Raw genomic sequence first — 15388 nt, 5'->3', positions numbered from 1 at the left:
TCACGTCGAGCTCCGGAGCGCGGCTCGTGACCGGCGGCGAACGTCCACCACCCACCCGGGCGATCGACGACCATCGAGCGCGGCGGCGAGGGGGATTGTCAGACGGCCGCCTCGGCCTGGCGCCTCAGAGCGAATGCACGAGTTCGACCAGCGCCGTCAGCACGCCGGGATCGGTGTCCGGCAGCACCCCGTGACCCAGGTTGAAGATATGACCGGTCGCGCCGAGCGTGATCGCCTCGTCCGCCTCCGCCACGATGCGCCGCGCTTCCGCCTCGACCGCGTCGAATCCGGCGAACAGGATGGCCGGGTCCAGGTTGCCCTGCAGACCCTTCCCGGCACCGACCCGGCGCACGGCGTCGGTGAGCGGCACCCGCCAGTCGACGCCGACCACATCGGCACCGGCCTCGCCCATCGCGCCGAGCAGCTCACCGGTTCCCACACCGAAGTGGATGCGCGGCACGCCCGCGTCGGCGATCTCGGCGAACACGCGTTCCGAGTGCGGCAGCACGAACTCGCGGTAGTCGGCCAGCGACAGCGCGCCCGCCCAGGAATCGAACAGCTGCACCGCGTCGACACCGGCGGCGAGCTGGGCCTGCAGGAAGGCGATGGTGATGTCGGTAAGGGTGCCGAGCAGCGCGTGCCAGGTCTTCGGGTCGGCGTGCATCATCGCCTTGGTGCGCTCGTGCTGCTTGCTCGGCCCACCCTCCACCAGGTAGGAGGCCAGCGTGAACGGTGCACCGGCGAAACCGATGAGCGGGGTGTCACCGAGCGCGTCGGTGAGCAGCCGCACGCCCGCGGTGACCGCGCCGACCTCTTCCGGACGCAATCTCGGCAGGGCGCGCACATCGGCCTCGGTGCGCACCGGCGAGGCGATCACCGGGCCGACACCGGGCACGATGTCGAGATCGATGCCCGCCGCCTTGAGCGGAACGACGATGTCGGAGAACAGGATTGCCGCGTCCACACCGTGACGACGGATCGGCTGCATGGTGATCTCACACACCAGCTCCGGGTCGAAGCACGACTCGAGCATGCCGATGCCCTTGCGCAGCTCCCGGTACTCGGGCAGCGAACGGCCTGCCTGACGCATGAACCAAACCGGTCGCCTGCTCGGCGTCGCGCCGGTGGCGGCGGCCAGGAAAGGGGCATCGGTCAACCGGCGGCGGGTGTAGGTGCTCACCACGATGATCCTAGGGGGCGGGGCGGGCGACTCCACCCCCACGTCGGGGTAGAGTCGCGCGGCCTCCGGCTCGCTCGTCTCATCGCACATCGCGCATCGCGAAGCGCCACAGAATGCACCCTCCGCAACGCACCCCCGACCGGCCCGCCGTAGGCGGCGCGCCTCCGCACGCCCCGCACACCCACCGTCTACGGTTGCCCTCGTGACACCGCTCGACATCCGCGACGGCGCCGCACCGACCGGGGGAACGCCCCGCGAGCCTGCTTCTTTCCGGGCGGCGGTCGATGCGATGGGCACCGCAACCGTGCACCCTCGAATCGAGCTGGCGCCTATCCGCCCCCCACAGCGGTTGGCGCCGTTCTCCTATGCGCTCGGGGCGGAGGTCGTGCACCCCGACAGCCCGGTAGTGCCGACCGACTCCGAGGGCGACGCCTTCGGCAGGCTGATCCTGCTCCACGACCCCGACGGAGACGAGGCCTGGCACGGCGTGTTCCGGCTGGTCGCCTACATCCAGGCCGACATCGACGCCGCCCTCGCCGCCGACCCGCTGCTCCCGGAGGTCGCCTGGAGCTGGCTGGTCGACTCCCTGGAGTCACGTGGCGAACCGTTCACCGCCCTCGGCGGCACCGTCACCGCCACGAGTTCGGTGCGGTACGGCGACATCGCGGGCCCACCACGCGCCCACCAACTGGAGCTACGCGCGTCGTGGACGGCGATGAACACCGAGATGCGCCGTCACGTGGAGGCATTCTGCGAGGTGCTCGCCTTCGCCGCCGGATTACCCCCCGCCGGAATCACGCATTTACGGCCGGACTCCTATACCCACACCGACAGACCGTGATCGCCACGTAGAGTTCACGTTTATGTCGGTCGCCGAGGAACCAACCGCAGCAGAGCCCCTGCTCGCCCCCGCCGAGGGGGTTCCACCCGTGCTGGCCTCCCCCGACGAGGTCGCCGCGGCCGCCAAATCCATCGCCGCGGGCACCGGCCCGCTCGCCGTCGACGCCGAACGCGCGTCCGGTTTCCGCTACTCCGCGCGCGCCTACCTGATCCAGCTGCGCCGCGAAGGCGCGGGCACCTTCCTGATCGACCCCATCCCCGTCACCGACGCGCTCACCCCGCTGGCCGAGGCGATCAACGACCTCGAATGGGTGCTGCACTCCGCCGACCAGGACCTTCCCGGCCTCGCCGAACTGGGCCTGCGCCCCGCCCGCCTCTTCGACACCGAACTCGGCGGCCGCCTCGCCGGCTACGAGCGCGTCGGCCTGGCCGCCATGGTGGAGAACCTGCTCGGCCGTTCCCTGCGCAAAGGCCACGGCGCCGCCGACTGGTCCACCCGCCCGCTGCCCGACGAGTGGCTCAACTACGCCGCCCTCGACGTGGAGCTCCTCCTGGAACTGCGCGACACCGTCGCCGAAGACCTCGCCGCCCAGGGCAAAATGGACTGGGCCGCAGAGGAATTCGAACACGTCCGCACCATGGACCCGCCCGCCCCCAAGGCCGACCGCTGGCGCCGCACCTCCGGCATCCACACCCTGCGCCGCCCCCGCCAACTCGCCGTCGTCCGCGAACTGTGGACCACCCGCGACGAACTGGCCCGCGCCCGCGACGTCGCCCCCTCCCGCATCCTCCCCGACTCCGCCATCGTCGCCGCCGCGACCAACGACCCACGCACCATCGCCCAACTGCGCACCCTCCCCGTCTTCGGCGGCCCCCGCCAACGCCGCTACTCCCGCGACTGGCTCGCCGCCGTAGACCGCGCCCGCGCCCTCCCCGACAAACAACTCCCACCCCTCACCCTCCCCTTCGACGGCCCACCCCCCGTCAACCGCTGGGAACGCCGCGATCCCATCGCCGCCGCCCGCCTCACCACCGCCCGCAACGCCATGGGCGAACTCTCCACCGAACACTCCATCCCCGTGGAAAACCTGCTGTCCCCCGATCTCGTGCGTCGGCTGTGCTGGGACGGGCTCCCCGACTACAAGAACGTCGGCACCCCCGAAGAGCTCTTCGTCGCGATCGAGGAGTTCTTGCGTGCAGGTGGAGCACGACCGTGGCAACGAACCCTCGCCGTACCGGCACTGACCAAGGCACTCACCCCGAAGGTCGAGTAGCTCAGTTCGTCAGACGCAGCCGTGAAGCGCCCCGAGCCGCGGGTGACGGGTAGTCCACCAAGCTGCACTCGCGTCCAATCCGCCGAATCTCACTTTTCGACCGCGATTCACTCATAGTTCAGTCCGGCATACAAGTCCACGATCTGCTGGAGCCGGGTGGAGTGTTCTCGATGCGGGACGATCATCCGATCCTCGGCGCGATGGGGTTCGAGCCGTGGGAGATCTCCGACGACTACCTCGGTGGGGGCGGGACGAGGACGTACACGGATTCGGGCACTTACACCGAGGATTCCGCCGGGCAGATCGCCCACACCACCAATCATGAATGGCGACACGATCTCGGTGAGGTCGTGGGAGCACTGCTCGACGCGGGACTGGCGATCGAGGCGGTGCGGGAGCTGCCCTATATGGACTGGCCCGCCTTCCCGGAGCTCGTTGCCTGCGAACAGGGTTGGACGTTGCCACCCGGACGGCCGCGGATTCCGTTGAACTTCGCGGTCGTCGCCAGGCGGAGAGGTTAGTGGGCGCCGAGCCAGGCGGTGATGCGCTGGGTGATGACTTCGGGGGTGAGGCCTAGGTCCTCGAGGATTTCGGGGCGGGAGGCGTGGTCGAGGAACTGCTGGGGGACGCCGAGATCGCGGGTGGGGACGTCTAGGCCGGCAGCACGCAGGCGGGCGGAGAGGGTGGAGCCGATGCCGCCGTGCAGGCCACCGTCTTCGAGAGTGACGACCAGGCGGTAGTTCTCGGCGAGTTTGACCAGGGTGTCGGAGATCGGGAGGACCCAGCGGGGGTCGACCACGGTCACCGAGATGCCCTGGGGGGCAAGGTGTTCGGCGACGTGCACGGCGGTGTCGGCGAAGGGGCCGACGGCGACGAGCAGGACGTCACCGTGCTGGGACTGCACCGTGCCCGCGCCGGGCACGGCCAGGCGAAGGATGTCGAGGCCGTCGAGGCGTTCGACGGCGGTGATGTCTTCGGCGACAGTGCCTTTCGGGAAGCGCAGCACGGTGGGGCCGTCGTTGACGGAGAGCGCCTCGGCGAGTTCCTCACGCAGGGTGGCGCCGTCGCGGGGGGCGGCCACGCGGATGCCTGGGATGATGCCGAGCAGCGAGAAGTCCCACATGCCGTTGTGGCTGGCGCCGTCGGGGCCGGTGATACCCGCCCGGTCCAGAACGACGGTGACGGGCTGTTTCAGCAGCGCCACATCCATCAGCAGCTGGTCGAAGGCACGGTTGAGGAACGTGGCGTAGATGGCGACCACGGGATGCATGCCGCCGAGTGCCAGACCGGCGGCGGAGGTCATCGCGTGCTGTTCGGCGATGCCGACGTCGAACATGCGCTCGGGGAAGCGTTCACCGAACGCGGCAAGACCGGTGGGGCCGGGCATGGCGGCGGTGATGGCGACGATGTCGTCGCGGCGCGCGGCGTGCTCGATGAGCTCCTCGGAGAACACCGCCGTCCAGCCCTTGGCCTTCTTGCCCGCCAGGGGGCGGCCGGTGAGCGGGTCGATGGGATCGCACGCGTGCATCTGGTCGGCGACGTGGTTTTCGGCGTGCTCGTAGCCGTTGCCCTTGCGGGTCACCACGTGCACCACGACGGGGCCGCCGAAGTCCTTGGCGCGGCGCATGGCCGCCTCGAGCGCGACCAGGTCGTGGCCGTCGACGGGGCCCACGTACTTCATGCCCAGATCGCCGAACAGTTCCTGCGGGCTCACGGCGTCTTTGATCCCGGCCTTGAGCGCGTGCACCATCGAGTAGGCCGAATCCCCCACGGCCGGAATGCTTTTCAGCAGACGCTTCCCGGTGTCGAGGGCATGCTCGTAGGCGGGCTGGGTGCGCAGGGCGGTGAGCCGGTCGGCGAGGCCACCGATGGTCGGCGCGTAGGAGCGGCCGTTGTCGTTGACGACGACCACCACCGGGCGGTCGGCACCGGCGATGTTGTTGAGCGCCTCCCAGCACATGCCGCCGGTGAGCGCGCCGTCACCGACGACGGCGACCACGGTGCGGTTCTGGTCGGTCAGCGAGAACGCCTTGGCCAGGCCGTCGGCGTAGGACAGGGCGGCCGAGGCGTGCGAGGACTCCACCCAGTCGTGTTCGCTCTCGGCACGGCACGGGTAGCCGGACAGGCCGTCGCGCATGCGCAGCGTGTCGAAGCGGTCCTTGCGGCCGGTGAGGATCTTGTGCACGTAGGCCTGGTGGCCGGTGTCGAAGATCAACGGGTCGGCCGGGGAATCGAAGATCCGGTGCAGGGCGATGGTCAGCTCGACCACACCGAGGTTGGGACCGAGATGACCACCGGTGGCGGCGACCTTCGCCACCAGGAACTCGCGGATCTCGTCCGCCAGTTCCCGCAGCTGCGGCACGCTCAGCCGGCGCAGATCTTCGGGTGAATCCACCCGCGACAGCACTCCCACCTGAACTCGCTCCCTCCGGACTTCCGATTGATCCGCCCAGTGTATTTGGCCGGGCCGCGGGCGAAAGCCCCCGACCGGTGTCGCGCACTGTCCGACGGTAGCCGGGACGGCCCGCCGACCAGCGGGCGCACCCCTGGCTGACGGGCGCGACGTGTGAGCACAATCTCCCCGCGCGTCCGCCCGGGAACCGTTGTCAATGCCCCCTACAGTGACGCTGTGGCCGAACCGAACAGGATCGATCCCGGGGTGGTCGCGGGCATTCTCGACGAGGTGTACGCGGCCTGCCGAGACGACACCTCCGGCGCGCCCGCCGACTACATCCCCGAACTCGCCGCCGTCGCACCGGACTCGTTCGGGCTGTGCCTCGCCACCGCCGACGGGCTGGTCTACCGGGTCGGCGACACCGATGTCGGGTTCACCATCCAGTCGATCTCCAAGCCGTTCACCTACGCGCTCGCCCTGGCCGACCGGGGGCTCGACGAAGTCGCCCGCCACATCGATGTGGAACCCTCGGGCGAACCGTTCAACGAGATCGCGCTCGAACCCGACACCCAGCGCCCGAGCAACCCGATGATCAACTCCGGGGCGATCACCGCCGCCTCGCTGATCGAGGGGCCCGACGAGTTCGAACGGGTGCGGGACTGCTACTCGCGCTTCGCCGGACGCGAGCTGCGCGTGAACGACGCTGTGTACCAGTCGGAATCGCGCACCGGATACCGCAACCGGGCGATCGGGTACATGCTGCGTTCGGTGGGGATCATCGACGTGGACCCCGACGCCGTCGTCGACCGCTACTTCCGCCAGTGCTCGATCGAGGTGACGTGTGCCGACCTGGCGGTGATGGCGGCGACGCTGGCCGACAACGGTGTGAACCCGGCGACGCACGAGCGGGCGTTGTCGACGGCACTGACCGAACGGGTGCTGAGTGTGATGACCACCTGCGGCATGTACAACGCGGCGGGCGACTGGGTGACCACGGTGGGGCTGCCCGCCAAGAGCGGGGTGGGCGGCGGGATCATCGCGGTGTTGCCGGGGCAGCTCGGCATCTCGGTGTACTCGCCGCGCCTGGACGGTCAGGGCAACAGTGTGCGCGGGGTGGCGGCATGCCGGGAACTGTCGCGGCGGCTCGAACTGCACTTCTGTCACGTGACCCGGTCCGCGCGCACCGCCATCCGCGCCGAGCACTCGGTGTCGGAGCTGCCGTCGCGGATGCGCCGCTCCCCCGACGACGCCGCCGTGCTCGCCGCGCACGGTGACCGCGCCCGCGTCTACGAACTGCACGGCGACCTGCTGTTCTCCGGCGCCGAACGGGCGGTCCGGGCCATCGAGGCCGCCTCGGGCGAGCTCGACGCGCTGGCGATCGACCTGCGCCGGGTAGGTGAGGTGAGCGTGGCGGCACGCGGAATGCTCGACATGCTGCAGGCCGAACTCGTACCGGCCGGGGTGCGGGTGGCGCTGGTCGATCCCGATGCCAAGCTGGGGCACGACGTGTCGAGCCTGCGACCCGACGACCCGCGCGGGCGGGTGTTCATCGATCGCGATACCGCCACCGAATGGTGCGAGGACATCGTGCTCGCGCGGCACCGTCCACCCGGAACACACCCGACCACCTCGATCGCCCTCGACGAGCACCCGCTGCTGGCCGAGCTCGATCCCGGCGACCGCGCCCGGCTGGCCGCCGATTTCGGTGAGCGAACCTTCGCCAGGGGCGAGACGATCGCCGAACGCGGTGATCAGCGCTCGGGGCTGTATCTGATCCTGGACGGGCGGGTGCGGCTCACCTTCCCCGGCACCGACGGGCGGACGCACCGGCTGGTGACCTTGTCGGCGGGGATGTCGTTCGGCGAGATACCGATGCTGGTGGGCAAACCGTTCGTCAACGCGGTGATCGCCGAGACGCCGGTGTGGGTGGCGGTACTGAGCCCGGCGGTGTTCGACTCGCTCACCGAGGTGCATCCGAAGCTCAAACTCGCCCTGCTGCAACGACTCGCGGCCGGTGCGTACGCGCAGATGGAAGCCACGGTCCGCACCATCTCCGGCAGTCACTGACCGGACAAGGAACCCTCCGGCGATGCGAGACGTTGGGCTGCACAACAGCCCTCGACCGACAGGAGCAGCGGTGAGCGAACGATCCCCTCAGCCGAGCACCACCACCTTCGGACGCGGCACGGTGCGCGCGATCCCCGACCTCATCCGCGTCACCCTGACGGTGGAATCGCGGGCCGCCACGGTGGCGGGCGCCTACGACCGGGCTGGTCAGCGGGTGAACGCGGTGGTCGCGGCGTTGCGCACGGCCGGGGTGCGCGACAGCGACATGGCGACCAGCGGTCTCGGTGTGCGCACCGAGACCGTCTACACCGACAACGGGCGCAACGAGATCGTCGGCTACCTCGCGTCCACGGGACTCAGCATCGCGCTGCGCGAGGGCAGCGGCACCGAACCCGCCGAGACCGTCGCCGCCGCGGTGAACGCGGGCGGCGACGACGTGCGCCTCGGCGGACTCACCCGTGGTATCGCCGACCCCGCGCCACTGCTGATCCAGGCCCGCGACGCCGCCTACGACGACGCGCTCGCCAAGGCCGAGCAGTACGCGGCCCGCGCGGGTGTGCGCCTGGGTGCGGTGCTACAGATCACCGAGGACACCTCACCCACGCCCCGCGCCTACGACGTGAGCGCCGAGATGGATTCACCGATCATGTTCGCGCGCAGCAGTTCCCCGGTGCCGGTCGTCCCCGGCGAGACCGAGGTCGGCGCGAATGTGCGGGTGACCTGGGCGCTGGAATAGCCGCGGTGGAACCCGGGTCGGTGCGATCGTCGGGTTCTCAGCGGTCGAGCAGCGCGACGCACTCCACATGGTGGGTGACCGGGAAGGCATCGAAGGCACGCAACTCGGCCAGGTGGTAGCCCGCGTCGAGGTACAAACCGAGGTCGCGCGCGAAAGAGGCCGGGTCGCAACCGATGTGGATGATCCGGCGTGGGTCGGCGTCGGTGACGGCGGCCACGACCTCCTTGCCCGCGCCCGCGCGAGGCGGGTCGAGGACGACCACATCGGGGGTGGTCGTGGCCTCGCGAGCCCAGCGTTCGACCCGGCCCGCGTGCAACTGCACCCACGGCAGGTCGCGCAGTGCGGCCGTCCCGTCGGCGACTGCGGATCTGGCCGATTCCACGGCCGACACCGCGCCCGTCTGCCCGGTCTGCTCCCCCAGCCGCGCGGCGAAGACACCGACACCGCTGTAGAGATCCCAGCCCGAACCGCCCGGTTCCAGCCCCGACCATTCGGCAACCAGATCCGAATAGCGTTGCGCCGCACCGTGATGCGCCTGCCAGAAACCGGTGGCCGACAATTCCCAGCGGCGGCCCGCGACATACTCGACGGCCCGGCCGCTGCCCGCCATCACCCATTCCTCGCGTGGCGCGTTGGTCGCCGACTTGCGGGCGGCTGCCCGGTCGCGCACCGCACCGCGTTCGTCGGCGGGGCGACCCGATTCGCGGTGCCGCGCGGGTCGCTGCCCACGCCCCCGGGTACCGCCGCGCGGGGTGGCAGGCCGGGTGCCCGCCCGGTCCGCCTCGGCGGCCGGAGCCAGTTCGACGATATGACGGACACCGTCGCCGTCCACGGCGACCACCAGATCGGCACCCGGTGTCCAGGACCGCTCGGCCACACCGTCGAGTGCGCCCGCCACCGGCTGTGGGCAGCGCAGATCCGGGATCACCTCGGTGCTGCGGTACCGGTGCACGCCCGCGCGACCGGCCGCGTCGACGACCAGGCGCACCCGGGTGCGCCAGCCGCCGACGACCTCGTCACCGATCGGTTCGACCTCGATCTCACGCTCCACCCCGGCCAGCCTGCGTAACTGCTCGGCCACCACGGTCGCCTTGAGCGCGCGCTGCGCGGCGGGGGTGGCGAAGGAGAAATCGCAGCACCCGGCCCCACCCGGCCCCGAGACCGGACAGGTCGCGGGCACCCGGTCCGCGGAGGCCTCGATGATCTCCACCGCGTCGGCGCGGCAGAACGAGCCACCACGATCCTCGGTGACCCGGGCGCGCACCAGCTCACCGGGCAGTCCGTGCCGCACGAAGACCACCCGGCCCTCGTGCCGGCCCACGCAGAACCCGCCGTGCCCGGGCGCACCGAGGCGCACCTCGAATTCCTGTCCGCGCCAATCACTCACAGCCACACACCCACTTCCGTTGTCGGCCGGGCACGCTCACTCGCGCCGCTCCGGCCGGTCGAACCCGCGACGCACCGAGCCCGGTGCGTTCACCTCGGCCGCCTGTTTGGCCCGCGTCGAAGACGACAACTGCCACGGCACACTGGTCACCATCACACCCGGTTCGAACAGCAACCGGCCCTTCAACCGCAACGCCGACTGGTTGTGCAGCACCTGCTCCCACCAGTGACCGACCACGTACTCGGGGATGAACACGGTGACCACGTCGCGCGGCGCGTCCTTGCGGACCCGCTTCACATACTCGAGCACCGGCTTGGTGACCTCGCGATACGGCGACTCGACCACCTTGAGCGGCACGTTGATCTCGCTGTTCTCCCATTCGCGCACGAGCTTGCGGGTGTCGGCGTCGTCGACGTTCACCGTCACCGCCTCGAGGGTGTCGGGGCGCGTGGCCCGCGCGTAGGCCAGTGCCCGGCGCGTGGGCAGATGCAGTTTCGACACCAGCACGATGGAGTGGGTGCGGCTGGGCAGCACCCCGTCCCAATCGGATTCGTCGAGTTCGCGGGCCACCGAGTCGTAGTGCTTGTGGATCAGCTTCATCACGATGAAGATCGCGACCATCGTGATGATGGCGATGTAGGCGCCTGCGAAGAACTTGGTGATGAGCACGATCACCAGCACGGTGCCGGTGAGGGTGAGGCCGATGGCGTTGATGACGCGTGAGCGCTTCATCCGCGACCGCTCCTGCGGGTCGGTCTCCTTGCGCAGCAGGCGGGTCCAGTGCCGCAGCATGCCGGTCTGGCTGAGCACGAAGGACACGAACACACCGACGATGTAGAGCTGGATCAGCTTGGTGACCTCTGCGTCGAACAGCACCACGAACGCGATGGCGGCACCGGAGAGGAACAGGATGCCGTTGGAGAACGCCAGCCGGTCGCCCCGGGTGTGCAGCTGCCGCGGCAGGTAGCGGTCCTGGGCCAGGATCGAACCGAGCACGGGGAAACCGTTGAACGCGGTGTTGGCGGCCAGCACCAGGATCAGGGCGGTGACGATGGTGATGAAGAAGAAGCCGATGGGGAAGCCGTGGAAGACGGTCTCGGCGATCTGGGCGATCAGCGTCTTCTGGTGGTAGTCGGCGGGCGCGCCGACCAGGTTCGAGGTGTCGTGCGCGTAGACGACCCCGATCTTCTGCGCCAGGATGATGATGCCCATCAGCAGCACGACGGCGATGGTTCCCAGCATCAGCAGGGTCGTCGCGGCATTGCGCGACTTGGGTTTACGGAAAGCGGGCACGCCGTTGCTGATCGCCTCGACACCGGTCAGCGCCGCGCAGCCGGAGGAGAACGCGCGCGCGATAAGGAAGGCGAAGGCCAGGCCGTAGAGGTGTTCGTCCTCGGCTTGGAGCCCGAATCCGGCGGAGACGGCCTGGATGTCGTCACCGAGCACGTAGGTCCGGAACAGGCCCCAGCCGAGCATCACGAACATGCCGAAGATGAAGGCGTAGGTGGGAATCGCGAAGGCCGTGCCCGATTCGCGCACACCACGCAGGTTGATGGCCGTGAGCACCGCGATCGCGACGACCGCGAACAGCACCTTGTGCGTGTTGACGAACGGTATGGCCGAGCCGATGTTCGAGGCGGCCGACGAGATCGACACCGCCACCGTGAGCACGTAGTCGACGAGCAGGGCGCTACCTACCGTGAGTCCGGCGGTCGGGCCGAGATTCACCGTGGCGACCTCGTAGTCGCCGCCGCCGGAAGGGTAGGCGCGCACGTTCTGCCGGTAACTGGCGACGACCACCGCCATCACCACCGCCACGGCGAGACCGACCCACGGTGCGTACATGTACGCGGAGATGCCCGCCGCCGCCAGCACCAGGAAGATCTCCTCCGGCGCGTAGGCGACCGAGGACATCGCGTCGGAGGCGAACACGGGAAGCGCGATCCGTTTGGGCAACAAGGTATGGCCGAGCGAGTCACTGCGGAAGGGCCTGCCCAGCAGCACGCGTTTGGCCGCCGTCGTCAACTTGGACACCGGGCTGAGCATAGACGGGATCATCGATGTGTTCGCGCTCACGTGACCTCGCCGCCGACCGGGATGTCGAGGTTGTTTGCACCGCCTCGCCAGGGGGAAACTGGGCGGGGGAAGCTCCGGCGGGTACGGTCCAAACCGGACGCCACGGGTTCGGCAAGGAACGAGGGTGCACGGTGTACGTAGTGATCATGGGGTGTGGGCGCGTCGGGTCGTCGCTGGCCCGCGCCTTGACCCGGGTGGGTCACGAGGTCACGGTGATCGACCGTGATCCCAGCGCCTTCCGCCGGCTCGGTGAGGGCTTCACCGGGCAGGAAGTGATCGGCGTCGGCTTCGACCGTGACGTACTGACCCGCGCGGGAATCGAACGTGCCGACGCCTTCGCGGCCGTGTCCTCGGGCGACAACTCCAACATCATCTCCGCGCGGGTGGCCAGGGAGATGTTCGGCGTGGAACGCGTGGTCGCCCGGATCTACGACGCCAAACGCGCCGAGGTCTACGAACGGCTCGGCATCCCGACCATCGCCACCGTGCCGTGGACGACCGACCGTTTCCTGCGCACGCTGATCGGTGACAACTCCACGACCACCTGGCGCGAACCCACCGGCGCGGTGGCCGTCACCCAGCTCACGCTGCACGAGGACTGGTTCGGTCGCACCGTGCGCGACCTCGAACGCGACCTCGGCGTGCGGGTGGCGTTCATCCTGCGCTTCGGCCGGGGCCTGCTGCCCGAATCCAAGACGGTGGTCCAGGCCGACGACGTGGTGTACGTCGCGGCGACCTCCGGCAGTGTCGGCGAGGTGGTCGCGCTGGCGGCCAAGGCCCCCGTGAGCGAGGACTGAACATGAAGGTGGCCATTGCCGGGGCGGGCGCCGTCGGGCGCTCGATCGCCAGGGAACTGCTGCGCGGCGGGCATCGGGTGATGCTGCTGGAACGCCAGCTCGACCACATCGACCCGCCCGCCATCCCCGACGCGGTCTGGGTACACGCCGACGCCTGCGAGCTGTCGCTGCTCGAGAACGCCGGGCTGGAAACCTACGAGGTGGTGATCGCGGCCACCGGCGACGACAAGACCAACCTGGTCCACAGCCTGCTCGCCAAGACCGAGTTCGGGGTGCGCCGGGTGGTGGCGCGGGTGAACGATCCGCGCAACGAATGGCTCTTCGACGAGTCCTGGGGTGTGGACGTGGCCGTGTCGACACCGCGCCTGCTCGCCTCGCTGGTCGAGGAGGCGGTGTCGGTGGGTGATCTGGTTCGGCTCATGACATTGCGCCAGGGCCAGGCCAACCTGGTCGAGATCACCCTGCCCGCCGACACCCAGCTGGCCGGTAAACCGGTGCGCAGCCTGGTCCTGCCGCGCGACACCGCGCTGGTGACGATCCTGCGCGGCGGCCGGGTGATCGTGCCCCAGGCCGACGACCCCTTCGAAGGCGACGACGAGCTGCTGTTCGTCACCTCGGTGGAGGCCGAGGAGGACCTGCGGCTCACCCTGGCCGGGCACGGCATCCGGCCCTGAGCCGCCCTCAGGCGGCGGCGAGCTGAGCGCGCAGCTTGTTGAGCGCGCGATGCTGCATCACCCGGACCACTCCGGGGCTGGTGCCGATGGCCTCGGCGGTCTGCGCGGCGCTCCAGCCGAGCACGATCCGCATCATCAGCACCTCACGGTGATTCGGGGCCAGCACCTGCATCAGTTCGCGGGTCGCGGCACGCCGTTCGAAGGCGAGCGCCCAGTCCTCCGGGCCCGCTTCGGCGCTGGCGGTGTCGGGCATCTCGGCCATCGGATACGCGGTGTGCTTGCCCCGGCGGAAGGCGTCGGACACCTTGTTGGCGGCGATGCCGTACACGAAGGCCAAGAAGGATTTGCCCTGGTCACGGTAGCGCGGGATGGCGGCGACGGTGGCGATCAGGACTTCCTGGGTGACATCGTCGGCGGTGACCGTGAGGTGGCCGGTGGCACCCATCCGCGCCGAGCAGTAGCGGCGCACGAGGGGGTGGACCAGGCGCAGGATCTCGGCGATCGCGTCGCGGTCGTTGCGGGCGGCGGGACCGATCAGGGCGTCGAGTTCGGCGCCGATGCGCCTGCTCTCCGACTGGGCTGAGCCGGGCTTGGAAGCTGCGCTTGCACGGTGCTCGGTTGCCATCATGGTCGCCGGTCCTCTCACGATCACTGCGTAATTCGGTATGCATTGATCGTGCGACGAACAGGCGGCGGCAACCAGGCACCCCAGGGTGGGTAGTTCCCCACCTCCGGCGGTACCCCTGCCCACCCTCAGGCGGAAGCGGAATCCCTTCCGACAGCGGACTTGTCGGCGGGCAGGTGGCCCGCGCGACGCACCGCCCACACGGTGACCACCAGGGCGACCGCGGTCAGCGGCCAGCCCATCGCGATGCGGGCGATGGCGAGCCAGGTGGTGTGGTCGGTGTCGTAGAGCTGGGACTGCACCAGGTAGCGGGCGCCGAAGACGACGACCCACACGACGGTGGCCAGGTCGTAGAGCTTGCGCAGCCGTGGATCGCTGCGCCATGCGGTGCCGTGGCCGTTGAGCGCGCCCCAGATCACCCCGACCAGCGGCCACCGGAACAGGATCGACAGCGCGAACACGCCCGCGTACACGAGGCTGGTGTAGATGCCGAACAGGAAGAAGCCCTTGGCTTCTCCCACCCGGTGGGCGATGAACGCGCACAGCCCGACGCCGAGGAAACCGGAGATGGCAGGCTGGACGGGGCTGCGTTGCACGAGCCGCCAGATCAGCACGCCCGCGGCCACGCCGAGGGCGGCCCAGATGGCGGCGGTGAGCCCGGCGAAGGTGTTCACCGGAACGAACACGAGCACGGGCAGGGTGGAGTAGATCAGGCCGCTGATGCCGCCGAGCTGCTCGAGCAGGGTCTGCTCGGCCTCGGCCGTCTCCTTGTCGACGTCGGGGTCGACGGGGTGGTCGGTGACCACCGGCAGGGCAACGGTGGCATCAGGGTCCGCGGTGTGGCGGTACTCGTCGCTGGAGGGCATACGTCAGCTGTTCCCGCGCAATTCGTAGTAGGGGTTGAAGATCACTTTGCGGCCGTCGCGGTCGCCGACGCGGCCGCGCACCAGGATGCGCCTGCCCGGTTCGATGCCGGGGATGCGCCTGCGCCCGATCCACACCAGGGTGATGGCGTCGGTGCCGTCGAAGAACTCGGCCTGCACCGTGGCACCGGCCGCCTTCGGACAGGCCTCCACACTGCGCAGCCTGCCGACGATGGTGGCTTCCTCGCCGCGACAACAGTCCTTGGCTCGCCGGGCGCCCGAGGCGTCGGCGGTCTCGGCCAGTTCCTCGGCGTCGAGCTGATCGATATCGGCCGTCAGGCGGCGTCCGAGTCGACGAAAATATCCCGAGTCCGGGCCCGATCCCGACTTGTGTGAGCCCGTGGATGACGACATGGCACGCTTCTCCCGCTAGTTGGCCTTCAACGCCACTGTAGATGGGCAAACGCCGGGCCG

At 69.7% G+C, this 15388-nt stretch carries 13 protein-coding genes and 1 pseudogene; 7 read left to right on the top strand and 7 right to left on the bottom strand.

Translation table 11 applies throughout. The annotated features are described in order from the left end of the window. Positions 1-124 precede the first annotated feature (124 nt). Positions 125-1180 carry a uroporphyrinogen decarboxylase gene (gene hemE / locus NI2_RS20265; protein ID WP_371851993.1) on the bottom strand — a complete coding sequence of 352 codons (1056 nt, stop codon included), beginning with the start codon at positions 1178-1180 and terminating at the stop codon, positions 125-127. A gap of 289 nt (positions 1181-1469) precedes the next feature. Between hemE and NI2_RS20260 the strand changes: the two genes are divergently transcribed. From NI2_RS20260 to NI2_RS20250, 3 genes and pseudogenes are all read left to right on the top strand, one after another. Continuing rightward, positions 1470-2021, top strand: a complete 552-nt coding sequence (locus tag NI2_RS20260; protein WP_067492868.1) for a DUF3000 domain-containing protein — start codon at positions 1470-1472, stop codon at positions 2019-2021. Between the two features lie 22 nt (positions 2022-2043). Continuing rightward, entirely contained in the window at positions 2044-3294 is a 1251-nt protein-coding gene (locus NI2_RS20255) for an HRDC domain-containing protein (RefSeq protein WP_067492866.1), read from the top strand. Positions 3295-3428: 134 nt separating this feature from the next. Continuing rightward, positions 3429-3815, top strand: a pseudogene (locus tag NI2_RS20250) (class I SAM-dependent methyltransferase); the annotation flags it as partial. Here the strand turns inward: NI2_RS20250 and dxs are convergent. After that, on the bottom strand, positions 3812-5707 hold the full coding sequence (dxs, locus tag NI2_RS20245) for a 1-deoxy-D-xylulose-5-phosphate synthase (RefSeq protein ID WP_067492865.1): 1896 nt from the start codon (positions 5705-5707) through the stop codon (positions 3812-3814). The pseudogene NI2_RS20250 and the gene dxs sit on opposite strands and share 4 nt — an antisense overlap. Positions 5708-5923: 216 nt before the next feature. Between dxs and glsA the strand changes: the two genes are divergently transcribed. Further along, positions 5924-7756 carry a glutaminase A gene (glsA, locus tag NI2_RS20240; protein ID WP_084476557.1) on the top strand — a complete coding sequence of 611 codons (1833 nt, stop codon included), beginning with the start codon at positions 5924-5926 and terminating at the stop codon, positions 7754-7756. 70 nt (positions 7757-7826) lie between these two features. Further along, complete coding sequence (locus NI2_RS20235) at positions 7827-8492, top strand: SIMPL domain-containing protein (protein ID WP_067492863.1); 666 nt, start codon at positions 7827-7829, stop codon at positions 8490-8492. 37 nt (positions 8493-8529) lie between these two features. Here NI2_RS20235 and NI2_RS20230 read toward each other — a convergent pair whose 3' ends face one another. Both NI2_RS20230 and NI2_RS20225 read right to left on the bottom strand, forming a co-directional pair. Then, positions 8530-9879, bottom strand: coding sequence for a class I SAM-dependent RNA methyltransferase (locus NI2_RS20230; protein ID WP_067492861.1), 1350 nt, complete (start codon positions 9877-9879; stop codon positions 8530-8532). 36 nt (positions 9880-9915) lie between these two features. After that, positions 9916-11913 (bottom strand): APC family permease, encoded by a 1998-nt coding sequence (locus NI2_RS20225; RefSeq protein WP_067493039.1) that lies wholly within the window; start codon positions 11911-11913, stop codon positions 9916-9918. A 173-nt stretch (positions 11914-12086) separates the two neighbouring features. Here NI2_RS20225 and NI2_RS20220 point away from each other — a divergent pair, with 173 nt between their 5' ends. Both NI2_RS20220 and NI2_RS20215 read left to right on the top strand, forming a co-directional pair. Next, positions 12087-12752 carry a potassium channel family protein gene (locus tag NI2_RS20220; protein ID WP_067492859.1) on the top strand — a complete coding sequence of 222 codons (666 nt, stop codon included), beginning with the start codon at positions 12087-12089 and terminating at the stop codon, positions 12750-12752. 2 nt (positions 12753-12754) lie between these two features. Further along, entirely contained in the window at positions 12755-13426 is a 672-nt protein-coding gene (locus tag NI2_RS20215; RefSeq protein WP_067492857.1) for a potassium channel family protein, read from the top strand. Positions 13427-13433: 7 nt separating this feature from the next. On the opposite strand, the gene NI2_RS20210 is transcribed toward NI2_RS20215, so the two are convergent. The 3 genes from NI2_RS20210 to NI2_RS20200 all read right to left on the bottom strand — a co-directional run bounded on the left by NI2_RS20210 (position 13434) and on the right by NI2_RS20200 (position 15328). Further along, entirely contained in the window at positions 13434-14054 is a 621-nt protein-coding gene (locus NI2_RS20210; RefSeq protein WP_371851992.1) for a sigma-70 family RNA polymerase sigma factor, read from the bottom strand. A 125-nt stretch (positions 14055-14179) separates the two neighbouring features. Further along, on the bottom strand, positions 14180-14917 hold the full coding sequence (locus NI2_RS20205) for a DUF3159 domain-containing protein (protein ID WP_067492855.1): 738 nt from the start codon (positions 14915-14917) through the stop codon (positions 14180-14182). Positions 14918-14920: 3 nt separating this feature from the next. Then, the gene (locus NI2_RS20200; RefSeq protein WP_067492853.1) at positions 14921-15328 is read right to left on the bottom strand and encodes an OB-fold nucleic acid binding domain-containing protein; all 408 of its coding nucleotides are present in this window, start codon (positions 15326-15328) and stop codon (positions 14921-14923) included. Positions 15329-15388 lie beyond the last annotated feature (60 nt).

The sequence above is a fragment of the Nocardia ignorata NBRC 108230 genome (assembly GCF_001612905.1).
GTDB lineage: Bacteria > Actinomycetota > Actinomycetes > Mycobacteriales > Mycobacteriaceae > Nocardia > Nocardia ignorata.
The sequence above is the reverse complement of the archived record's forward strand: the minus strand, read 5'-3'. Positions and strand labels throughout refer to the sequence as shown.

Coding starts and splice junctions, on each gene's coding strand:
- NI2_RS20260 (WP_067492868.1), top strand. CDS start 1,470: ATGGGCACCGCAACCGTGCACCCTCGAATCGAGCTGGCGCCTATCCGC.
- NI2_RS20200 (WP_067492853.1), bottom strand. CDS start 15,328: ATGTCGTCATCCACGGGCTCACACAAGTCGGGATCGGGCCCGGACTCG.
- NI2_RS20210 (WP_371851992.1), bottom strand. CDS start 14,054: ATGATGGCAACCGAGCACCGTGCAAGCGCAGCTTCCAAGCCCGGCTCA.
- NI2_RS20215 (WP_067492857.1), top strand. CDS start 12,755: ATGAAGGTGGCCATTGCCGGGGCGGGCGCCGTCGGGCGCTCGATCGCC.
- NI2_RS20205 (WP_067492855.1), bottom strand. CDS start 14,917: ATGCCCTCCAGCGACGAGTACCGCCACACCGCGGACCCTGATGCCACC.
- NI2_RS20255 (WP_067492866.1), top strand. CDS start 2,044: ATGTCGGTCGCCGAGGAACCAACCGCAGCAGAGCCCCTGCTCGCCCCC.